Source organism: Burkholderia sp. AU30280, from assembly GCF_020420125.1.
Lineage (GTDB): Bacteria > Pseudomonadota > Gammaproteobacteria > Burkholderiales > Burkholderiaceae > Burkholderia.
This window is the reverse complement of the sequence record NZ_JAIZRY010000008.1, coordinates 78,593-98,962: the sequence shown is the minus strand read 5'-3', so window position 1 is coordinate 98,962 and position 20,370 is coordinate 78,593. Positions and strand designations below refer to the sequence as shown.

20 protein-coding genes and 1 pseudogene are annotated in these 20,370 nt (G+C 67.9%); 11 read left to right on the top strand and 10 right to left on the bottom strand.

Features of this window, described 5'->3' with window-relative positions; genetic code table 11:
- Positions 1-37: 37 nt before the first annotated feature.
- The 3 genes and pseudogenes from LGN17_RS19600 to LGN17_RS19590 form a co-directional block, all read right to left on the bottom strand.
- On the bottom strand, positions 38-520 hold the full coding sequence (locus tag LGN17_RS19600) for a PRC-barrel domain-containing protein (RefSeq protein WP_226198234.1): 483 nt from the start codon (positions 518-520) through the stop codon (positions 38-40).
- 91 nt (positions 521-611) lie between these two features.
- A pseudogene (locus LGN17_RS19595) lies at positions 612-761 on the bottom strand (CBS domain-containing protein); the annotation flags it as partial.
- Between the two features lie 59 nt (positions 762-820).
- Positions 821-1,075 (bottom strand): hypothetical protein, encoded by a 255-nt coding sequence (locus LGN17_RS19590; RefSeq protein WP_226198232.1) that lies wholly within the window; start codon positions 1,073-1,075, stop codon positions 821-823.
- A 168-nt stretch (positions 1,076-1,243) separates the two neighbouring features.
- Here LGN17_RS19590 and LGN17_RS19585 point away from each other — a divergent pair, with 168 nt between their 5' ends.
- The 9 genes from LGN17_RS19585 (at position 1,244) to ligD (ending at position 9,643) form a co-directional block, all read left to right on the top strand.
- The gene (locus LGN17_RS19585; RefSeq protein WP_226198231.1) at positions 1,244-1,549 is read left to right on the top strand and encodes a hypothetical protein; all 306 of its coding nucleotides are present in this window, start codon (positions 1,244-1,246) and stop codon (positions 1,547-1,549) included.
- Between the two features lie 87 nt (positions 1,550-1,636).
- Positions 1,637-1,945: a DUF892 family protein gene (locus tag LGN17_RS19580; protein ID WP_226198230.1), complete on the top strand. Its 309-nt coding sequence runs from the start codon at positions 1,637-1,639 to the stop codon at positions 1,943-1,945.
- 398 nt (positions 1,946-2,343) lie between these two features.
- Positions 2,344-2,532 (top strand): DUF3008 family protein, encoded by a 189-nt coding sequence (locus tag LGN17_RS19575; protein ID WP_047852964.1) that lies wholly within the window; start codon positions 2,344-2,346, stop codon positions 2,530-2,532.
- Between the two features lie 47 nt (positions 2,533-2,579).
- Complete coding sequence (locus LGN17_RS19570; RefSeq protein ID WP_226198229.1) at positions 2,580-2,741, top strand: DUF1328 domain-containing protein; 162 nt, start codon at positions 2,580-2,582, stop codon at positions 2,739-2,741.
- Positions 2,738-3,100, top strand: coding sequence for a DUF3022 domain-containing protein (locus tag LGN17_RS19565; protein WP_226198228.1), 363 nt, complete (start codon positions 2,738-2,740; stop codon positions 3,098-3,100). The genes LGN17_RS19570 and LGN17_RS19565 overlap by 4 nt, the downstream gene beginning before the upstream one ends.
- 129 nt (positions 3,101-3,229) lie before the next feature.
- Complete coding sequence (gene katE, locus LGN17_RS19560) at positions 3,230-5,335, top strand: catalase HPII (protein ID WP_413227035.1); 2,106 nt, start codon at positions 3,230-3,232, stop codon at positions 5,333-5,335.
- Positions 5,336-5,347: 12 nt separating this feature from the next.
- Entirely contained in the window at positions 5,348-5,851 is a 504-nt protein-coding gene (locus tag LGN17_RS19555; protein ID WP_226198226.1) for a DUF421 domain-containing protein, read from the top strand.
- A gap of 39 nt (positions 5,852-5,890) precedes the next feature.
- The gene (locus tag LGN17_RS19550; protein ID WP_226198225.1) at positions 5,891-6,880 is read left to right on the top strand and encodes a Ku protein; all 990 of its coding nucleotides are present in this window, start codon (positions 5,891-5,893) and stop codon (positions 6,878-6,880) included.
- A gap of 24 nt (positions 6,881-6,904) precedes the next feature.
- Positions 6,905-9,643: a DNA ligase D gene (gene ligD / locus LGN17_RS19545; protein ID WP_226198224.1), complete on the top strand. Its 2,739-nt coding sequence runs from the start codon at positions 6,905-6,907 to the stop codon at positions 9,641-9,643.
- A gap of 231 nt (positions 9,644-9,874) precedes the next feature.
- Here the strand turns inward: ligD and LGN17_RS19540 are convergent, their stop codons facing one another.
- Positions 9,875-10,225, bottom strand: coding sequence for a DUF3175 domain-containing protein (locus LGN17_RS19540; protein WP_226198223.1), 351 nt, complete (start codon positions 10,223-10,225; stop codon positions 9,875-9,877).
- A 288-nt stretch (positions 10,226-10,513) separates the two neighbouring features.
- Here LGN17_RS19540 and LGN17_RS19535 point away from each other — a divergent pair, with 288 nt between their 5' ends.
- Positions 10,514-11,062, top strand: a complete 549-nt coding sequence (locus tag LGN17_RS19535; protein ID WP_226198222.1) for a type 1 glutamine amidotransferase domain-containing protein — start codon at positions 10,514-10,516, stop codon at positions 11,060-11,062.
- A gap of 74 nt (positions 11,063-11,136) precedes the next feature.
- Here the strand turns inward: LGN17_RS19535 and LGN17_RS19530 are convergent, their stop codons facing one another.
- From LGN17_RS19530 to LGN17_RS19520, 3 genes are all read right to left on the bottom strand, one after another.
- Positions 11,137-14,277 (bottom strand): efflux RND transporter permease subunit, encoded by a 3,141-nt coding sequence (locus LGN17_RS19530; protein WP_226198221.1) that lies wholly within the window; start codon positions 14,275-14,277, stop codon positions 11,137-11,139.
- The gene (locus LGN17_RS19525) at positions 14,274-15,392 is read right to left on the bottom strand and encodes an efflux RND transporter periplasmic adaptor subunit (protein ID WP_226198220.1); all 1,119 of its coding nucleotides are present in this window, start codon (positions 15,390-15,392) and stop codon (positions 14,274-14,276) included. The genes LGN17_RS19530 and LGN17_RS19525 overlap by 4 nt, the downstream gene beginning before the upstream one ends.
- A gap of 82 nt (positions 15,393-15,474) precedes the next feature.
- Positions 15,475-16,092, bottom strand: a complete 618-nt coding sequence (locus LGN17_RS19520; protein ID WP_226198219.1) for a TetR/AcrR family transcriptional regulator — start codon at positions 16,090-16,092, stop codon at positions 15,475-15,477.
- 77 nt (positions 16,093-16,169) lie between these two features.
- Here LGN17_RS19520 and LGN17_RS19515 point away from each other — a divergent pair, with 77 nt between their 5' ends.
- Positions 16,170-17,630 (top strand): efflux transporter outer membrane subunit, encoded by a 1,461-nt coding sequence (locus LGN17_RS19515; protein WP_226198479.1) that lies wholly within the window; start codon positions 16,170-16,172, stop codon positions 17,628-17,630.
- 228 nt (positions 17,631-17,858) lie between these two features.
- Here the strand turns inward: LGN17_RS19515 and aroE are convergent, their stop codons facing one another.
- Genes aroE through LGN17_RS19500 form a run of 3 tightly spaced genes read right to left on the bottom strand, consistent with a single transcriptional unit; the run spans position 17,859 to position 20,370 of the window.
- Positions 17,859-18,692, bottom strand: a complete 834-nt coding sequence (gene aroE / locus LGN17_RS19510) for a shikimate dehydrogenase (RefSeq protein ID WP_226198478.1) — start codon at positions 18,690-18,692, stop codon at positions 17,859-17,861.
- On the bottom strand, positions 18,692-19,912 hold the full coding sequence (locus LGN17_RS19505) for a CaiB/BaiF CoA transferase family protein (RefSeq protein WP_175952459.1): 1,221 nt from the start codon (positions 19,910-19,912) through the stop codon (positions 18,692-18,694). The genes aroE and LGN17_RS19505 overlap by 1 nt, the downstream gene beginning before the upstream one ends.
- A complete protein-coding gene (locus LGN17_RS19500; protein ID WP_226198477.1) occupies positions 19,912-20,370 on the bottom strand; it encodes a MaoC family dehydratase in 459 nt (152 codons plus the stop codon). The genes LGN17_RS19505 and LGN17_RS19500 overlap by 1 nt, the downstream gene beginning before the upstream one ends.

Here is a 20,370-nt window from a genome sequence, read left to right as displayed (position 1 = left end):
GCGGCGGCGCCGGCGAACCGGCGCCGCGTCATCGCGATCAGTGACGGTCGCGTACGCGCGGATCGTTCAGTTCCTCGGTCGGGTCGGTCAGCCCGAGCTCGTCGCCGGCGCGCCAGTACGGCGCGCTGCCGTAGAACTCGTGCAGCGGCCCGGCCCATTGCGGATCGGCCATCGCCGGCCAGTGGTCCTTGTCGAAGCCCGGTGCGTTGCGGATCCGCTCGGACGACACCGACAACAGGAAGCATTTGCGCTCGGTGTCGAGCGTGAGCGCGCTCCACGGGATCGCGTGCAACTTGTCGCCGATGCCGAGGATGCCGCCGCTCGACAGTACCGCATAGGCGACGCGGCCGGAGCGCACGTCGAGCATGATGTCCTTGATCTTGCCGACATCGTCGCCGTCGGTCGTATAGACCTTGTTGCCTTCCAGCGTATCGGCCGCCATCACGTCGGGGCCGGGGCCGGCCGCCGTTGCGGCGCCCTTGCCGATGATGCGGGTCTGACCTTGATCGGAAGTCTGCATGGTTTCCTCCAGGCTGCATGGGGCGCGACGGTGCCCGGGGAGGGCCCTGCGGGTCGCGCGGGGTTGTCGCGACGGGGCGAGGGGTGCTCCGTCACGTCTGCTTCGGTTGCGACACGCCCTCGAGCGTGTTCGCGATAGCGTCCTGCTCGGGGCCGGCCATGCGTGTCGCGATGCCCGCGAGCGACAGCAAGCCGATCGGCCCCTCGTGGTGATCGACGACCGGCAGGCGACGCAACTGTTCAGTCGTGCAATGGATCGACACGTGCGCCACGGATGCAGCAAGCCGCGTGCCGTGGGCCGTCATGTGTCGCGGCGTTCGCGCTCGTCCTGCCGCGGCCTTTCGTCGTGCGTGCCGGACGACGTGCCCGGCTCGATGCGGGTGACGCCGCCGATTGCGGGTGGGTCGCTCGCGGGAAACGTGTCCTCGAGCTGCTTGTCGATATGACGTTCCGAATGGCGCGTATGCGCGCGGTCGCGATGCTTGAGCGGCGGCGACGGATCGGGTTGCCGCTCGTGTGCCGGCGCATCGTGGCCGGACCGGGTCGAATCCTTCATCGCGAACCTCCATGTCGATGGCGATGGCGTGTCCCGTTCGCAACGGCCGTGCCCGGTATGCGACGGGTTCGCGCCGGACATGAGCGGCACGCGATTTGCCACGAGCACGACGACAGCGGTGCGTGGTGCGGAAGGTGCCAGCCCCGCGCACTTCGAGCGGGAGGCACGATGAAGATTCCGAAACCACAACCGGGCGTGCGCTACGAGGTCAACGTATGCGGCGGCGGATTCGATTCGCTGAAGCGCCGTTTCAACGAATGGAAGCATGAACCGCTGATTTACCGGCCCGAGCGCCGGATGTTCGAAGGCAAGGCCGACGTGCGGCCGCTGAGCGGCGAGACGTTCGGCTCGACCGAACCCGCGCGGTTCGCGCTGCAGCGTGCGTGCGAGCCCGCCGATCCGTATGCGCTCGCCGCGCAGGTGCGCGACGACGGCCGCGAGCTGTGGCTCGTGATGGCCGCGTTCGACGCGTAGCGGCGCGCTTGCAAGATTTGCAGCGAACGGTGTAGCGAAGAGACGGCACGTCGCGCAGCGCCGCCCGCATGGACGTGGACGGGCGGCATGCTGTCTGCCGACCAAGTGGTGCAGGGGGCGCTGGCCGGTCATGCGTTCGCGCAGGCCGAGGTCGCTGCGTATACCGCGCTCGTCGCAGCGGCGCAGGCGGCCGGCGAAGCGGAGATTCGCGCGTGCTGCGAATGGATCCTGCAACAGGCGTGCAGCGATCCCGAATCCGCTCACGACTTTTCCCGCAACGGCTCACGCCGCTTCCTGAACCCGATCATGGCCGCGTGGCCGTTGCGCCGCCTGCCGGCGCTGACGACCACCTTTCTCGACCGTTCGGCCGCCGGCCGCATCGATGCGAAGCGTTGACGGCTGACGACCCGGCATGCTTCCCGGCATCACGGGATGCGTGTCCAAAACTTGCCGCCGGCTTGTAAATAAGCGGCTCTTGCCTGCAGTGCCGCGACGTGCGAACCCGCGGCCGACGCGCTTCGGCGAACTGGCACGCTAACTGCGTGATGCCTGCGGACGGCCAACCGTGAACCGAACTGCCTGGACGCTTGCGAGGCGGTGCTCGCCGGGCGCCTCGCGGCCGAGGCATTGTTCTTGCGCGTTGCACCGTGACGAGCGATCGCCAGGCGATGAGGATTCCGCCGGCCGGCCCGCGGTGCCGCGATGCGGCGTGACGGCCGGGCGATTCAACCGCGTTCAACTGCGCGCGTGCCACCGCCTGCCGCGATGCACGCGCCAACGAGAGGAGCATGACCATGCCAGCAAAATCGCAAGCCCAGCAACGCGCCGCCGGGGCCGCGCTGTCGGCCAAGCGCGGCGAGACGAAAATGAAGGACCTCAAACCCCCTTCGAAGTCGATGGCCAAATCGATGAGTGAAAAGGAGCTCGAGAAAATGGCCTCCACGCCGACCCACGGCAAACCGAAACACAAGCACGACGCCTGACCGACGCCAGTATGTGTGCGGGCGACCGCTGTCAACAGGAGGATTCCATGCTTCGATACGCCCTCATCTTCTTCGTCATCGCGATCATCGCGGCCGTATTCGGCTTCGGCGGTATCGCGGCCGGCGCGGCCGAGATCGCGAAGATCCTGTTTTACATCTTCGTCGTGATCTTCCTCGCCACGCTGCTGCTGGGCGTCGTACGACGATGAGCGTCGCGCCCGACCGGTCGCCGCGCATCGCGGAACTCGAGCATGCGCTCGCGAACGGTTTCCCGCCGCAGTCGGCCGGCGTGCATGCGGACGACGCGTCCGGGCGGCTGGCGATCCAGGTGTCATGGGTGCGTGTGCCGGCCGACGCGCGTGCGCGCGAATGGCGTTGCGCGGTCGATCTGCGGTTCGACCCGGACGTGATCACGCGCTCTGCATCGCTTGGCGCGGCCGGCCGGCTGCGCGTGTGCGCGCAGCCGTGCGACAGCGTGCGGCGCGCGGTGGACGCGCGCAAGCCGCGCGTCGAGGATGCGGCGATCGAATGCAACGTCGCGCTCGACGCGGCGTTGCGTACACCCTGATGCCACCGCCGGCGACGGGTGCGGTCGCGCCCGGCCACGCCGGCTTTTCCTGCTGTCCGCACGCGCACGCCGCAGCAACGTGGCGCGCGCGTGGCGGATACCCATCCGAATGCCACGAGGAATCGATCGATGACCCATTCCCCATCATCCGGCAAAACGCCCTGCGCCCAGCCGCAGGACAGCGCGAAATCGCGCCAGCTCGACGAGCACCGTTCGCGGCCCGACCACGAGGCACTGCGCACCAACCAGGGCGTGCGGATCACCGACAACCAGAACACGTTGCGGGGCGGCTCGCGCGGCCCGTCGCTGCTCGAAGACTTCATCATGCGCGAGAAGATCACGCATTTCGATCACGAGCGCATTCCGGAGCGCGTGGTGCATGCGCGCGGCTCGGCCGCGCACGGCGTGTTCCGCGTGTACGAACCGATGGCCGACTACACGAAGGCCGCTTTCCTGCAGGACCCGGCCGCCGAAACGCCGGTGTACGTGCGCTTCTCGACGGTGCAGGGGCCGCGCGGCTCGGCCGACACCGTGCGCGACGTCCGTGGCTTCGCGGTGAAGTTTTATACCGAGGAGGGAAACTACGACCTCGTCGGCAACAACATGCCGGTGTTCTTCATCCAGGACGCGATCAAGTTTCCCGACTTCGTTCATGCCGTGAAGCCCGAGGCGCCGAACGAGATGCCGACCGGTGCGTCCGCGCACGACACGTTCTGGGATTTCGTCTCGCTGGTGCCGGAAACCACCCACACGGTGCTGTGGCTGATGTCCGACCGCGCGCTGCCCGCGAGCTTCCGCGCGATGGACGGTTTCGGCGTGCATACGTTCCGCTTCGTGAACGCGGCCGGCGCCGAGCGTTTCGTGAAGTTCCACTGGCGGCCCGTGAGCGGAGCGTATTCGCTGCTGTGGGACGAGGCGCAGCGGATTGCCGGCCATGATCCGGATTTCAACCGGCGGGACCTGTGGATGGCGATCGAGCGCGGCGACTATCCGGAATTCGAACTCGGCGTGCAGATGATCGATCCGGCCGATGCCGGGAAATTCGACTTCGACCTGCTCGACCCGACCAAGCTGGTGCCGGAAGAAATCGTGCCGGTGCGGCCCATCGGCCGGATGACGTTGAACCGCAACCCCGACAACTTCTTCGCGGAAACCGAGCAGGTCGCGTTTCATCCGGGTCACGTGGTGCCCGGCATCGACTTCACGAACGATCCGCTGCTGCAGGGGCGCCTGTTCTCGTATACGGACACGCAACTGAGCCGGCTCGGCGGCCCGAACTTCCACGAGCTTCCGATCAACCGGCCGGTGTGCCCGTTCGCGAACAACCAGCGCGATGCGATGCACCGGCAGACGATCAATGTCGGGCAGGCGTCGTACGAACCGAATTCGACGAGCGGCGGCTGGCCGCGCGAGACGCCGCCCGCGCCGGCCGGCGGCGGCTTCGAAACCGTGCACGAGCCGCTCGAAGGCGACAAGGTGCGCGTGCGCAGCGAAACGTTCGCCGATCATTTCTCGCAGCCCGCGCTGTTCTACCAGAGCATGACCGAGATCGAACAGCGGCATATCCGCGACGCATACTGCTTCGAGCTCGGCAAGGTGACGCAGCCGCACATTCGCGAGCGGGTGGTCAACGAGACGATCGCCCGCTTCGACGCGGGGCTGGCCGCACAGGTTGCCGAACGGCTCGGGCTGCCCGCGCCGCACGGGGCCGCGACGCCGAACGTCGCGCAGCGTTCGCCCGCGCTGAGCCTGATCGGCCGTTCGAAGCCCGGCATCCGGTCGCGCAAGATCGCGCTGATCGCGACTGCCGGTACGCACCAGGCGCTGGTCCAGCAGGTGCGCGATGCGCTGCAGGCCGAGCACGCGGTGCCGACGATCATGGCGCCGACGCTGGCGCCGATCGGCGGCGTCGTGCCGCAGGCGACGCTGGCCGGCATGCCGTCGGTGATGTTCGATGCGGTGTTCGTATGCGGCGACGACGGTGATGGCCGTGACCTCGCGCATAGCGCCGACGCGCGGCATTTCGTGCGCGAAGCGTTCAAGCACCTGAAGCCGATCGCGGCCATCGGCTCGGGGCGGCAATTGCTGAGCGCCGCTCACCTTCCGGATCCGGCCGAAGGCGTGTGCGTCGGGCAGGCCGTCGATCTCGACGCAGTCCTGAACGAACTGTCCGACCACGTCGGCCGTCATCGCGTATGGGCACGCGAGCAGCAGGCCGCCGGGTTGCCGGCCTAGCGCCGCGCGATCATGGACGTCGTCGTTGCACTGTTCGGACAGGGCCGGATGCTCGGCCCCGGGCAGATGGTGCTGCGGGCGATCGTCGTGTTCGTAGTCGCGCTGGTGCTGATCCGCATCGCCGGGCGGCGCGCGTTCGGCCAGCGCTCGCCGTTCGACTACGTGGTCGGGATCCTGCTCGGCGCGATCCTGAGCCGCGCGGTGGTCGGTGCGTCGCCGTTCGTGGCGACGGTAGCCGCGTCGTTCGCGATCGCGCTGCTGCATCGCGCGATCGGCTGGGCCTGCGTGTGCTCGAGCCGGCTCGAACGGCTGCTGGTCGGCGCGGAGCGCGAGGTGTATCGCAACGGCCGCTTCGACGACGCGCAGATGCGCGCGGCCCTGATCACGCCGACAGACATACGCGAAAGCGTGCGTCAGGCGCTTGGCGCGAACGACCTGTCCGACGTCGATGCGGCGATCCTGGAGCGCAACGGCCACGTCAGCATCGTGCGGCGCAGCCGTCGCGGGAGGCCGTGACGGCCGCATGCGGCGACGGACGCCGCAAGGAGGACATCGATGACACGCATGATCTGGAAAGGCGCCATCAGCTTCGGGCTCGTTCACGTGCCCGTGCAGCTGTTCCCGGCCACGCGGACCGTGAAGCCGTCGTTCCGGCTGCTCGACAAGCGCTCGATGGATCCGGTCGGCTATCGGCAGGTCAACAAGCGAACCGGCAAGGAAGTCACCCGCGAGGACATCGTGCGCGGCTACGAGTACGAGAAGGAGCGCTATGTCGTGCTGACCGACGACGAGATCCGCGCGGCGAACCCCGAATCGACGCAGACCGTCGACATCGTCACGTTCGTCGACGAGGACGCCGTGTCGTTCCTGTATCTCGACACGCCGTACTACCTCGTACCGGACCGCAAGGGCGAGAAGGTCTATGCGCTGCTGCGCGACGCGCTGAAAGACAGCGGCAAGATCGGCATCGCGCACGTGGTGATGCGCGACCGCCAGCATCTCGGCGCGCTGATTCCGGTCGGGCCGCTGCTCGCGCTCGATACGCTGCGCTGGCAGGAGGAACTGCGACCGCTCGACGAACTGTCGGTGCCGGCCGACGACGCGAAGCGCGCGGGCGTCAGTGCGCGCGAACTCGCGATGGCGAAGAAGCTGATCGACGACATGTCGGGCTCGTGGACGCCCGACGAGTATCACGACACGTTCCGTGACGACATTCTCGAACTGGTCGAGCGCAAGGTGCGCGCGGGACGAATCGAGGAAATCGAGGACCGGCCCGCGCAGACTGCACGCACGGCAACCAACGTGGTCGATCTCACCGAACTGCTCAAGCGCAGTCTGAAGGGCGGCGGTGCGCGTGCTGCACGCACGGACGACGAGGATGCCCGTGCGCGTTCGCATGCCGCGGGCACGCGGCGCAAGCCGGCGCCCAAGCCATCCGCGAAAGGCGCGGCGAAGACACCGGCGAAGCGCGCGGCCGCGAAGCACGGCGTGGCCGGCACGCACGCGGCGAAGAAGGCGGCCGTGCGCCGCAAGCACGCCGCGTGATGTCGCGGAAAGGAGGGTGATGCGATGGCCGGCAAGCTCGAACCCTATCGCAGCAAGCGCCGCTTCGATACGACACCGGAACCCACGGGGTCGCACGGACGGCGGCGCGCGCATGCGGATGCCGATGCGAGCGAGCACGACGCGCACAAGGCGCGACCCTCCACGCGCACGGCCCGGCCACTGCGCTTCGTGATCCAGGAGCATCACGCGCGGCGGCTGCACTACGACTTCCGTCTCGAACTCGACGGCACGCTGAAGTCGTGGGCGGTGCCGAAAGGGCCGAGCGTCGACCCGTCGGTGAAACGGCTGGCCGTGCATGTCGAGGATCATCCGCTCGAATATGCGTCGTTCGAAGGCGAGATCCCGGCCGGACATTACGGCGCGGGTTCGGTCACGGTGTGGGACGAAGGCACGTGGACGCCCGATGGTGGCATTGCCCGGGCGCGCGACGGCTATCGTGCGGGCAAGCTGACGTTCCGGCTCGACGGCACGAAGCTGCACGGCGGCTGGGCGTTGGTGCGCAGCAGGCGGCAGCAGGGGCGCCAGGAGCAATGGCTGCTGATCAAGGAGCGCGACGATGACGCGCACGATGCGGCAAGCTTCGATGTCGTCGCGCAGCGCCCGGGCAGCGTGCGTCACGATCGAGCGCAGTCCACGCGCGCGGCGCCTGCGCACGGGCCGCAGGACGACCGGGCCGCAGCGGTGCCGGCCGGCCCGTCGCGCGTGGAAGGCGCCGTGCGCGCCGCGTTGCCCGGCCGCGTGACGCCGCAACTCGCAACGCTCGTCGATGCACCGCCCGCTCACGACGACTGGCGCTACGAAGTGAAATTCGACGGTTACCGGATCCTGGCCCGGATCGCGGGCCGCGATGCGCGGCGGCACGTCACGCTGATGACGCGTGAAGGTCGCGACTGGACCGCGAAACTGCGCGCGCAGCGCGACGCGCTCGCGGCGCTCGATCTCGACAATGCGTGGCTCGACGGCGAGGCCGTCGTCCTGGGCCGCAACGGGCTGCCCGATTTCCAGGCGCTGCAGAACGCGCTCGGCGCGGGACGCTCGGACGCGGTGACGCTGTTCGTGTTCGATCTGCCCTTTCTCGACGGATACGACTTGCGCGATGCGCCGCTCACCGCGCGTCGCGCGCTGCTCGAACCGTTGCTCGCCGGCAGCGATCCTGCACGGCTGCGCTACTCGCCCGATCTCGGCGACGACGTCGCATCGCTGATCGCGAGCGCGTGCGACACGGGGCTCGAAGGGCTGATCGGCAAGCGCGCGGATTCACGCTATCGCGGCGGCCGCTCGTCCGCATGGATCAAGCTGAAATGCCGGCGGCGCCAGGAGTTCGTGATCGGCGGCTATACCGAGCCGTCGGGCAGCCGGCACGGCTTCGGCGCGCTGCTGCTCGGTGTGTACGAGCCGGTCGCGGCCGGCAAGCGGCCACGCGGTGCGCCGCCGTTGCGCTATGCCGGCCGTGTCGGCACCGGGTTCGATACGCGTGTGCTCGACCGGCTCGCGGCGATGCTGCGCCGGCACGAACGCAGCACGCCGCCCTTTGACCCGCCGCCGCGCGAACGGTCCCGCACGCGAGTCCACTGGGTCGAGCCGACGCTCGTCGCCGAATGCGAATTCGCGGAATGGACAGGCGACGGAATCGTGCGCCAGGCGGCGTTCGTCGCGCTGCGCGAAGACAAGCCGGCGCGGCGGATCGTTCGCGAGGTGCCACGGCAAACCGAAACGGAGGCGACAATGAACGCATCCCGTGCAGCGCACGACCCATCCTCGCACGCACCGCATACGGATACGGCGCATGGCCACCCGCGCGGCGCGCGATCGTCCGCGTCTTCCGGCAAGACGCATGGTGCGGCCGCCGCCGATCATGTCGGCCGCGTGCGCATCACGCATCCCGATCGGCTGCTCGATCCACGGAGCGGCACGCGCAAGATCGACCTCGCGCATTACTGGCAATGGGTCGCGCCGTGGCTGCTGCCGGACCTGAAGGGACGACCGGTGTCACTCGTGCGCGCACCGGGCGACATCGCCGGCGAACTGTTCTTCCAGAAGCATGCGGAGCGCCGCGAGATCCCGTTCGTCACGCAGCACGAAGGGCTCGATCCCGGCCACGGGCCGCTGCTGTCGATCGACCGCGTCGACGCGCTGCTCGGTGCCGCGCAGATGGGCACGATCGAACTGCATACGTGGAACGCGCACGCGTCGAACATCGAGCGGCCGGATCGCATCGTGTTCGACCTCGATCCCGATCCGGCATTGCCCTGGCGCGCGATGATCGATGCCGCCCAGCTCGTGCGTGGGCTGCTCGACGAGCTGGGGCTCGTCTCGTTCTGCAAGACGAGCGGCGGCAAGGGGCTGCACGTCGTCGTGCCGCTCACGCGGCATGCGGGCTGGGACGACGTGAAGGATTTCTCGCGCGCGATTGCGCAGCACGTCGCGAGTGCGCTGCCCGACCGCTTCACGGCGACGATGGGGCCGCGTCATCGGCGCGGCAAGATCTTCGTCGACTACCTGCGCAACGGCCGCGGCGCGAGCACGATCGCCGCGTATTCGGTGCGCGCGCGGCCCGGCATGGGCGTATCGGTGCCGCTCGACTGGGACGAGGTGCCCGACACGACGGGCGGTGCGCAATGGACGATCGACACGTTGCATGAGCGCCTCGACACGTTGACGCGTGACCCGTGGGAAGGCTATGCGCAAGCGCGGCAGCGCATCACCGCGTCGATGCGCGCCCGGCTGGGCGCTGAAACATGAACGCGTCATCGCCGATGCTGCAGACGGGTGGTACCCGTTGATCGGCGGCGCCGCGGAGACGCCGCGTGCGATCACCGATGTCGACACCACAGTCGGCACGCGGCTGCGAGCGAGCGCACCGTGCCGGCCGGCCCGTGTTCGGGCGCGAGCAGCGGGTAGTGAGGCGAGCCGATTTCCCGGATGCCGAACCCCGTCACGGGGAGCCGCTGCGCATGGGTCGCATGCACGTCGTCACGGCTTGCGGCCGAACGCCTCGCGCAGTTTCCGCTTCGCACGTTCGAGCGTCGCGCGGCGTGTTTTCGGCAGATTGCGGCCCGCCCGGTTCACGTAGAAGTTCAGCATCGACATCGCCGACTGGAACGGCGACGCCTTGCGGCGGCGGCTGTGCTCGGCCGAACGCTTCAGCGATGCGGCAATGGCGGCCGGATCGTCGGATTTGAAGATGTCGGGCTCGATGTCGAGGGCATCGCTTGTTTGCGTGACTGCGCCGGACCAGCGCTTGCGATGTTTCGGATCGACGCCGCGGGCGCGCCCGGGGCGGCGCGCGAGGCGTTTGCCGTGCGAGGCGGAAGCGGAAGGCATGGCAGAGGCTCCGTATTGGGGACATGGAAGGGATGCGCTTACGGAGCGCGTCGACGCAAGCCGCGTGCCGCGCCGGCGTGCCGAATCCGCCGATGGACATGTCGACGCCCGCTACCAACGGCAATACGGCTGCGCCACTTCCGCCGGCATGCAGCAGCACGGCACGCGCTCGCACAATGGCTCGGCCGGCCACGTGAAGCCGGGCGCATCCCGTTAGCAGAACCGGCACGCCGCTTGCTCCGAGACCGGTGCGGCACGACTTGTGCCGCGTCACGGACGGAGGGTTTCATGAGCGGAAGGCTGGTTCATTGCAAGGTGGCAATTCTCGCGGTCGACGGCTTCGAGGAAGCCGAACTCGTCGAGCCGCAGCGCGCACTCGCGGCCGAAGGCGCGCAGGTCGACGTGATTTCGCAGAAGCGTGGCGAGATCCAGGGCTTCAGGCACGTCAAAAAGGGCAAGCGCGTGAAGGTCGACCGCACGTTCGACGAGGCACGCGTGGGCGATTACGACGCGGTCGTGCTGCCCGGCGGCGTCGTGAACGGCGACGCGATCCGGATGGTGCTGGCGGCGCGCGAGTTCGTGACGGCGGCCGTCGGTGCCGGCAAGCCGGTCGCGGCGATCTGCCACGGCGGCTGGCTGCTCGTGTCCTCCGGTCTCGTGGAAGGCCGCACGATGACGAGCTGGCCGAGCCTTCAGGACGACATCCGTCATGCAGGCGGCAAGTGGGTCGACCAGGAAGTCGTCCGTGACGGCCCGTTCATCACCAGCCGCAAGCCCGACGACCTGCCTGCCTTCAACGGCGCACTGATCGACTCCCTGGCGCCACAGGGTGCGTGAACGCGTATCGCGCCGACGCCATCCGTCCGGTGGAATTCGACACGACTGCTTCCTTCGACAGGATGAAGGGAGCATCAGTCGCGCGCGTCCAGCACCGGCTGAAGTGCGGGCTCGCCTGACGATGCCGGTTCATGGCCGCCGTGGCGGGCGGCGGCGGAATCACCTGGCCGGATCCTGAACCAGATCGCATACATCGCCGGCAGGAACATCAGCGTGAGGATCGTCCCGGCGAACGTGCCGCCGATCAGCGTGTGCGCGAGCGTTCCCCAGAACACCGAATGCGTGAGCGGAATGAACGCGAGCACGGCCGCCATGGCGGTCAGGATCACCGGGCGCGCCCGCTGCACGGTCGCTTCGACGACCGCTTGGAACGGATCCAGTCCCGCCTGTTCGTTCTGGTGAATCTGGCCGATCAGGATCAGCGTGTTGCGCATCAGGATCCCCGACAGCGCGATGAGGCCGACCAGCGCATTGATGCCGAACGGCTGCCGGAACAGGATCAGCGTGGGCACCACGCCGATCAGGCCGAGCGGGCTCGTCATGAACACCATCACCATCGCGGCGATCGAGCGCACCTGGAAGATGATGATGACGAGCGTGACCGCCAGCATGATCGGGAAGAGCGGCAGCATCGCCTTCGTGGCCTTGCCGGATTCCTCGATGGAGCCGGCTTCCTCGATTCGATAGCCGCTCGGCAGCGCGGCGACGATCGGCTGAAGCCGTTTCGTGATCGCGGCCGACACGTCCGGCGGCTGCAGGCCGTCGGCGATGTCGCCGCGCACCGTGAGCGTCGGCACGCGATCGCGCCAGCGCATGATCGGCTCTTCCATCCGCACGTCGACCTTGCCCACCTGCGACAGCGGGATGCGCTGCCCGTTCGCGCCGGCGAGTGTGAAGTCGCCGAGCCGTGCCGGGTCGAGCCGCGCGTCGCCGCCCGACCGCGCGATTACCTGTACGGTCCGGATATCCTCGCGCACCGCGGTGACGGGCACCCCGGTCAGCAGGAACTGCAGCTGCTGCGCGACCGCACTGGACGTCAGCCCGACCGCCTGCAGGCGATCCTGCTGCAACGTGAAATGCAGCGTCGGCGCGCGCGTCCCCCAGTCTGCATTGACCGTGCGCATCATCGGGCTGCCGCTCATCACGCGCTCGACGTCGGCGGCGATGCCGCGCAGCTTGTCCGGATCGGGGCCCGTGACCCGATACGCAACCGGGAACGGCGAATACGGGCCGAACACGAGCTGTGTCACGCGCACGCGCGCTTCGGGCGCGAGGCCGTCGGCGACGGCCCGCCGCAGGCGCGCCTTCAACGCGTCGCGCTCGTCCTGGCTGTCGGTGCGCACCACGATCTTCGCGAACGACGGATCGGGCAGCTCCGGCCCCATCGCCAGATAAAAGCGCGGCGCGCCCTGGCCCACGTACGCGGTGACGATCCGCGCTTCCTTCTGCTTCGCGAGCCACGCTTCGATCTTCGACGTGGCGGTGCTCGTTTGCGAAATCGACGTGCCGTACGGCATCTGCACCTCGATCAGCACCTCGGGACGATCGGAGATGGGGAAAAACTGTTTCTTGACGACCGCCATGCCGAGTATCGCGAGCACGAACAGCGCGACGACCGAACCGGCGACGAGCCATTTGCGGGCGATCACGCGCGTCAGCCATTGCCGGAAGCGGTTGTAGCGGGGCGTATCGTAGATCGCATCGTGACCGCCTTCGAATTTCCTGAGGTTCGGCAGCATCTTCACGCCGAGGTACGGCGTGAAGGCCACTGCAACGACCCACGATGCGATCAGCGCGATCCCGACGATCCAGAACATGTTGCTGGTGTATTCGCCCGCGGTGGAGCGCGCGAAGCCGTTCGGCATGAAGCCGACCGCGGTGACCAGCGTGCCGGCCAGCATCGGCGCGGCCGTATGGCTCCACGCATACGCCGACGCGGCCACGCGGTCGTAGCCTTCCTCCATCTTCACGACCATCATTTCGATCGCGATGATCGCGTCGTCGACCAGCAGCCCGAGCGCGAGGATCAGCGAGCCGAGCGTGATGCGGTCGAAATTCTTGCCGGTGGCGGCCATGACGACGAACACCACGGCCAGCGTCAGCGGCACGGCCGCGGCGACGACGAGGCCCACGCGCCAGCCCATGCTGACGAAGCTCACCAGCATCACGACGAGCAGCGCGGCGAAGAACTTGACCATGAACTCGTCGACGGCGGAGCTGATGTTCACGGACTGGTCGGTGACCTTGGTCAGGCTCATGCCGAGCGGCATTTCCGCGTTGATGGCACCGACTTCCCGGTCCAGCGCACGGCCGAGGTCGAGCCCGTTCCAGCCGTCGCGCATCACGACGCCGAGCAGCAGCGCGGGTTCGCCGTTGTTGCGGATCATGAACGTCGACGGGTCTTCGTAACCGCGCTCGACGGTCGCGATGTCCGACAGTTTCAGCGTGCGGCCCTGCGCGACGATCGGCGTATCGCGAATCTTCTGCAACTGGTCGAATGCGCCGTCCACGCGAATGAAGATCTCCGGCCCGCGCGTCTCGACGGAGCCGGCCGGCGTCAGCGCGTTCTGGCCGTTGAGCGCGGTGAACACCTCCTGCGGGCTCACGCCGAGCGTCGCTAGCCGGTCATGCGACAACTGCACATAAATGCGCTCCGCCTGCTCGCCGATGATGTCGACCTTCTTCACGCCCGGCACATGCAGCAGCCGCTGGCGCTGCATCTCCGCATCGCGCACCAGCAGGCGCTGCGGTTCGCCCTTGGCCTTCAGCGCGAACAGCGCAAACGTGACGTCCGCGTATTCGTCGTTGACCATCGGGCCGATCACGCCGGCCGGCAGGTCGTTCGCCACATCGCCGATCTTCTTGCGCGCCTGATAGAACTGCTCCTGCACCTCGGACGGCGGCGTGCTGTCGAGCAACGTCAGCGTCGTGAACGCGAGGCCGGGGCGCGTGTAGGTTTCGGTGCGGTCGTACCAGCGCAGTTCCTGCATGCGCTTTTCGATCTTTTCGGCCACCTGGTCGTGCATTTCCTGCGCGGTGGCGCCCGGCCATGCGGTGACGATGGTCATCACCTTGACGGTGAATGCCGGATCTTCCGCGCGGCCCAGCTTGAAGAACGACACGAGCCCGGCGATTGAAATCAGGCAGATCAGGAACAGCGTGATCGCACGCTCGCGCACCGCGAGCGCCGACAGATTGAAGCGGCGTTCGCTCACGGCCTGGCTCCTTCGCTTGCGACCGCGACCGCCTGCGGCGACATGCGGACCGTTTCGCCTTCGCGCAGCAAGTGGGCGCCGAGTGCGACGACGCGTTCACCCTGGTTCAGCGCGCCGGACACGCGGGCGCTGTCGTCGTCCAGATGCTCGAGCTTTACCGGCCGCCACGCCACCTTGGCCGGATCGCCGGCGACGACCCACACGCCGGGCCCTTTGCCCGTGTCCAGCAGCGCGCCGATCGGCACCTGCAGGCCGGCTTGCGGCGCGGCGCGGGCGTCGTCCGGTATGCGGATCGTGACGGTCGCGCCCAGCGGGGCGGCGGCCAGCGTGCCTTGCAGCACGTAGCGCGCTTCGAACGTGCGGGTTCGCGCATCCGCGGTATCGGAGAGCTGGCGCAGCGTCGCGGGGACACGCAAGCCCGGCTTGCCGAACAGCTCGGCCTGCGCGACGGAGCCGATCGCGGGGCGCAGCGTTTCCGGCAACTGGATCACGGCTTCACGGCTGCCGGCGTGCGCGAGCCGCACGACCGGCTGGCCGGCGTTGACGACCTGGCCGGGCTCCGCGAGCGTGTCCATCACGACGCCGTCGCCATCCGCCACGAGTTCCGCATAGCCGGTCGCATTGCGCGCGACGTCGGCGTCGGCTTCGGCGGCGCTCAACTGGGCTTTCGCGGCATCGGCCGCCGCCTTGACCTGGTCATAGGCCGATGCCGATATCGCGCCGGTGCCGCGCAGGTCGCGGTAGCGCGCTTCGTCCTCGGCGGTCTGCCGCGCGCGTGCCCGTGCCGCGGCCACTGCTTCGTCGCGTGCGCGCGCCGCGAGCTTCAGGTCGACGGGATCGATCCGCATCAATGGCTGGCCGCGCCGGACGGTTTGTCCGGCATCGACGAGCCGCTCCAGCACCTTGCCGGACACCCGGAACCCGAGGTCGCTCTGCACGCGTGCAGCGACGGTTCCGGTAAACGAGCGGGACGCGGGCGCGGCTGCCTGCACGATGGCGGTACGCACCAGCGGCGCGTCCGTTCGCGGATCGGAAGGCGCTTTTCCGCTGCAGGCGGCTAGCGCGACGGGCAGTGCCGAGGCGACTGTGAGAAGAGCGAGGCGACGCCGGACCATGGAAGACCCACTGACGAAGTAATCGGGGCTTCCATTGTGTATCTAGTGACCAATATAGTCAATGGTCACAATTGGTTTCGGTTCAGGGGGCGAGGCTGCGGAGCACCAGGCTCGACAACTGCGCCGGCGCGGCGTCGGTCGTGTCGAGGTTGTACTGCAGCAGCAGCGGATTCAGGTAGGGCCGCATCACGAGGTAGATCGCCGCCGCGGTTTCGTCCAGCGGCGTCTTGCGCTCGAACTCGCCGCTTTGCCGGCCCGCCTGCAGCACCTCCTGCAGCAGCTTCTGCACGCGTGCCTCGTAGGCCTGCACCGACGGCCAGTTGCCGGTGGCGGCCGACGCGGCGATGTCGTACAGCTTGCGGTCGCGGAAGAACAGCCGCAGGCTCGCTTCGGTAAAGACCCTGAACATGCGCCGCAGTTTTTCGGTGGGCCGTTCCGCTTCCGCGACGGCGGCGCGCACGTCGGTTTCGATTTCGTGCAGGCAGTTCGCGCAGATCATCTCGCCGATCGCCTGTTTCGACTCGAAGAACTTGTAGATATAGGCCTTCGAGAAACCGATGGCCTTCGCGAGGTCGGATACCGTCGTCTTTTCATAGCCGTACCGGCTGAAGTGCTCGGTGGCGGCGGCCACGATCTGATCCCGCACGTCGTGATCGGCCGGGCCGCGCGCGGGAGCCGGGGAAGGGGTGTTTTCTGTCATGGATTGCGGCTGGCTGGGATGGACAACGAGTGACTATTTGGTATTATAGTCACTGCCTGATCTTTGCTAGAACCGCCATGCTACCGAAACCCATCGTTGTCGCGGTGCTTGCCGCGCTCCTGTCGGCGGGATGCGCCGTCGGTCCCGACTATGTGCGCCCGGACGTCGCCATGCCGCAGCGCTTCCCGGGCCAGAGCGCCGTGGAGCAGCGGCGCGCGGCGGCCGAAGCCGAGCTCGCGACATGGTGGACGGGTTTCGGCGATCCGAAGTTGACCCGGTTCGTCACGCTCGCGCTCGCGCAGAACCTCGATCTCGCGCAGGCCGCGGCCCGCGTCGCGCAAGCGCGCGCGGGGCTCGGTGCGGCCAATGCGGCGCTGTTGCCGTCTGCCAACGTGACCGGTCAAGCCGCGCGCGTCTATCAGTCGGTGGAGACACCGTTGGGGCGCGTGCTGAATTCGACGCCCGGTTTCGACCGTCACGGCAACGACTACGAGACCGATTTCAACGCAAGCTGGGAACTGGATGTGTTCGGCGGGCTGCGCCGAGGGCGGGAGGCCGCGCTTGCCGACTATCAGGCTTCCGAAGCGGCGGCGGTCGCCACGCGCCTTGCCGTGGCCGCGCAGACGGCGGACGTCTACATCACGATTCGCGGGCTGCAGGGCCGGCTGAAGGTCGCGCGGCACCAGGTGCAGACCGAGCAGGATCTGTTGTCGACCCTCAATCTGCTGTATGGAAAGGGGCTCGCCGCGGAGCTTCAGGTCAGGCAGGCCGAAGGCGCGCTCGCCCAGGTTCGCGCAACGGTGCCGGTGCTCGAAGCGGCGCTGGACGCGGCGATGAATGCGCTCGACGTGATGCTCGGCTCGCAACCCGGTACGTATCGAGCGGAATGGCTCGACGGCGGCGACGTGCCGGTTGCACCGCGGATCGCGGCGACAGGAACGCCTGGCGAACTCCTCAGGCGGCGGCCCGACCTGATCGTCGCCGAGCGGCGTCTGGCCGCGTCGAACGCGCGCATCGGCGTGGCCATTGCCGAGTATTACCCGAAGTTCTCGCTGAGCGGGTTGATCGGTAGCGCGACGACGATGGGCGCGGGCAACCTGTTCGCCGGCGGCGCGAACCAGGCTGCCGGCGTGCTCGGCCTGCGCTGGCGTTTGTTCGACTTCGGCCGCATCAATGCGCAGATCGCGCAGGCCAAAGGGCAGGATGCCGAAATGCTTGCTGCGTATCGGCTCGCGGCGCTGCACGCCACCGAGGACGTCGAGAACGCGTTCTCGGCACTCGTCAAACGCGACGAACAGGCGGCCGTTCTCGCCGACGGCGTGGATTCGCTCGGCCGCGCGAGGGCCGCGTCGTTCGCGGCGTACCAGAAAGGCGTCGTCAGCCTGATCGAAGTGTTGCAGGCCGACGAAAGCCTGCTGCGCGCATCCGACGAGCGCGTGCAGGCGCAAACCGAATCCGCACGCGCGGCAGTCGCCGCTTTCAAGGCATTAGGTGGCGGCTGGCAATCCGGCATGCCGGATGCGGTCGCCAGTCGATAGCGGCCGCCCGTACCGGGAGTTTGATCGTTGGCATGCCGTTGACGGGCATGCGTTCTCGATGATGTCGTCGGTGTTCGAAGTTTCTGCTAACCGTGATCGCGGCACTGCTCACGCGGAAGCCCTCGGAAGCCCAGCCGGCAAAAGCCGAGCGGCATGTGCTCGTCGAATCCGCTGCGACGCTTGGGCGCAATGACAGAACGCCATTAACAGAATCTCCGAACTTCAAGATCAGTCGAAGGGCACGGCAAGCCGGTCGATCACCGCGCTGGTCTTCGGGCGTACGCCGCGCCACCAGGCGAACGCTTCGGCCGCCTGCTCGACCAGCATCCCGACGCCGTCTGCGATCCCGTGAACACCGGCATTTTTCGCGAGCCGGAGAAATGGCGTGAGACGCTTGCCGTAGGCGAGCTCATAAGCGGTCCCCTTCGGACTGAACACGCTCGGCGGGACAGGCGGCAGGTCGCCGGTCAGGCTGGCCGACGTCGCATTGACGACCAGGTCGAAACACCCCATTCGTGCGAGGTCCGCGTAGGAGCAGGCAACGGGCGAACCGCGTGCCGCGACCTGCGCGACCAGCGCGCGCGCCTTGTCGACGTCGCGATTGGCGATGACGAGTTCGGCCGGTCCGGCCTCGAGGAACGGCAACAGGGCGCCGCGCGCGGCGCCGCCCGCACCGAGCACCAATACCCGCTTGCCGGCCATCGGAAGGTTGAGGTTCGCTTCGATATCGCGAACCAGCCCGATGCCGTCGAAGTTGTCCGCCAGGATGCGGCCGCCGTCGAACTTGAGCGCGTTGGCCGCGCCCGCGAGCCGCGCACGCTCGCTGCGTTCGTCCGACATCGCGAACGCATCGAGCTTGAACGGTGCGGTGACGTTGAGGCCCTTGCCGCCGCCGTCGAAAAACGCACGTACCGCTGCAGCAAAGGCGCCTGCCGGCTCGACGGGCCCCTCGATCGCCGTATAGCGGATGTCCTGATGCCTTTCTTGTGCGAAGAGGCCGTGAATCAGCGGGGATTTCGTGTGACCGATCGGATTGCCGATCACCGCGTATTGGTCGGTCATCATTGGCTCACTTTTGAATAGAGAACGCCATCGGCCTGCATCGCGTCGATTTCGGCCGAATCGAATCCGAGGGAGCGCGCGACTTCCGCGTTGTGCTGCCCGAGATCGGGCGCGACCTCGCGTATCGTCGTATCGCAATCGGAAAACCGGAACGGCAGGTTGGGCAGGCGCAGCGTCCCGTAGCGCGGATGCTGCTGCTCGACGACCATGCCTCTGGCCTGGATCTGCGGATCGTTCAATACCTCGTCGATGCGTTGCACCTTCGCGCAGGGCACGTCGATGCCGTCCAGCAGCGCCAGTACCGACGCGACGGAGCGCGCGGCGACCCACGGCTCGACGACCGACAGAATCTCCGCGCGATGCGCGTTGCGTCCGGTGCTGTCGTGAAACCGCGTGTCGGCGCCGAAGTCCGCCGGGCCGCCGTGCGCCGCGATCAGTTCGGCGAAGCGCTTCCACGCGTCGTCGACTTGCGCGGCGATCACGAGATCGCCGTCCGCGGCACGGAACACGCCATAGAGTGTCGAGGTGGGCATGTCGTGCCCGGTCTGCTCGGGCAGCACGCCTTTCAGCGTATAGCACTGCACCGCGTATTCGTGCATCGACACGAGCGTGTCGTACAGCGCCATGTCGACATGCTGACCGCGGCCGCTCTTCACTCGCCCCAGCAGCGCGGCGTTGATGGCCGCGACCGCATGAATGCCGGTGTACATGTCGCCGAGCGAAATGCGCAGCAGCGGCGGCCGGTCGCCGGGCGTGCCGACCATCTGCATGATCCCGCTCTTGGCTTCGGCGATCAGCCCGAAGCCTGCGCGATGCGCATCGGGACCGGTGTGACCGTACGCCGAAATCGAACAGTAGACGAGCCCGGGATTGCGCGCCGACAACTCGGCATAGCCGAGCCCGAGCTTGTCCAGCGCGCCCGGCCGGTAGTTCTCGATGAAGACGTCGGCGGAGTCGCACAGCCGCTGCATGAACGCCTTGCCGCGCGCGTCTTTCATGTTGACGCTCACGCCGCGCTTGCCCATGTTGAGCTGCAGAAAGTAGCCGCTTTGCTGGTCGTCGAGCACGGTAGCGTGCTGGCGTCCGGCATCGCCCGTCCCGGGGCGCTCGACCTTGATGACTTCGGCGCCGAGCGCCGCGAGACAGCGACCGACGTACGGGCCGGCAAGGAAGTGGCTGTAGTCGATGACGCGAATGCCTTCGAGTGGACGAGCCTGCATTACAGTGCCTCCGGGCGGCGCGGCACCATCAGGCGATGCTCGCCGCGTTGAACCACCTGGCCGTCCTGGTTGATCAACTCCGACGGCAGCACGACGATGCCCCAGTCCGGGCGACTCTTGCTCGCCCGCATCGAACCGACGCGGAACTTCACGTGCAGCACGTCGCCGACCTTGATCGGCAGCAGGAAATCCCAGGTCCAGCCGAGCGACATGCCCGGCAGAAAGCGATAGTCGCTCTGCGTTTTCAGCCCGTCGGCGATGGACAAGCCGAACAGCCCGTGCGCGACGAGGCATCCGAAATGGCTCGCGTTTGCGTATTCCTCGTCCACGTGGACGGGCGTATGGTCGCCAGTGAGATCGGCGTACGCGAGAATGCGCTCGCGCGTCACCGTGTAACTCGGGCTCGTGCACGTGTCGCCCTCGCGGGCGTCGTCCCAGTATTTCTCGACGATCGTCAT

Bases quoted from the DNA above. Each gene is read 5' to 3' on its own strand.
- LGN17_RS19600 (WP_226198234.1), bottom strand. From the start codon at position 520: ATGCAGACTTCCGATCAAGGTCAGACCCGCATCATCGGCAAGGGCGCC.
- LGN17_RS19590 (WP_226198232.1), bottom strand. From the start codon at position 1,075: ATGAAGGATTCGACCCGGTCCGGCCACGATGCGCCGGCACACGAGCGG.
- LGN17_RS19585 (WP_226198231.1), top strand. From the start codon at position 1,244: ATGAAGATTCCGAAACCACAACCGGGCGTGCGCTACGAGGTCAACGTA.
- LGN17_RS19580 (WP_226198230.1), top strand. From the start codon at position 1,637: ATGCTGTCTGCCGACCAAGTGGTGCAGGGGGCGCTGGCCGGTCATGCG.
- LGN17_RS19575 (WP_047852964.1), top strand. From the start codon at position 2,344: ATGCCAGCAAAATCGCAAGCCCAGCAACGCGCCGCCGGGGCCGCGCTG.
- LGN17_RS19570 (WP_226198229.1), top strand. From the start codon at position 2,580: ATGCTTCGATACGCCCTCATCTTCTTCGTCATCGCGATCATCGCGGCC.
- LGN17_RS19565 (WP_226198228.1), top strand. From the start codon at position 2,738: ATGAGCGTCGCGCCCGACCGGTCGCCGCGCATCGCGGAACTCGAGCAT.
- katE (WP_413227035.1), top strand. From the start codon at position 3,230: ATGACCCATTCCCCATCATCCGGCAAAACGCCCTGCGCCCAGCCGCAG.
- LGN17_RS19555 (WP_226198226.1), top strand. From the start codon at position 5,348: ATGGACGTCGTCGTTGCACTGTTCGGACAGGGCCGGATGCTCGGCCCC.
- LGN17_RS19550 (WP_226198225.1), top strand. From the start codon at position 5,891: ATGACACGCATGATCTGGAAAGGCGCCATCAGCTTCGGGCTCGTTCAC.
- ligD (WP_226198224.1), top strand. From the start codon at position 6,905: ATGGCCGGCAAGCTCGAACCCTATCGCAGCAAGCGCCGCTTCGATACG.
- LGN17_RS19540 (WP_226198223.1), bottom strand. From the start codon at position 10,225: ATGCCTTCCGCTTCCGCCTCGCACGGCAAACGCCTCGCGCGCCGCCCC.
- LGN17_RS19535 (WP_226198222.1), top strand. From the start codon at position 10,514: ATGAGCGGAAGGCTGGTTCATTGCAAGGTGGCAATTCTCGCGGTCGAC.
- LGN17_RS19525 (WP_226198220.1), bottom strand. From the start codon at position 15,392: ATGGTCCGGCGTCGCCTCGCTCTTCTCACAGTCGCCTCGGCACTGCCC.
- LGN17_RS19520 (WP_226198219.1), bottom strand. From the start codon at position 16,092: ATGACAGAAAACACCCCTTCCCCGGCTCCCGCGCGCGGCCCGGCCGAT.
- LGN17_RS19515 (WP_226198479.1), top strand. From the start codon at position 16,170: ATGCTACCGAAACCCATCGTTGTCGCGGTGCTTGCCGCGCTCCTGTCG.
- aroE (WP_226198478.1), bottom strand. From the start codon at position 18,692: ATGACCGACCAATACGCGGTGATCGGCAATCCGATCGGTCACACGAAA.
- LGN17_RS19505 (WP_175952459.1), bottom strand. From the start codon at position 19,912: ATGCAGGCTCGTCCACTCGAAGGCATTCGCGTCATCGACTACAGCCAC.
- LGN17_RS19500 (WP_226198477.1), bottom strand. From the start codon at position 20,370: ATGACGATCGTCGAGAAATACTGGGACGACGCCCGCGAGGGCGACACG.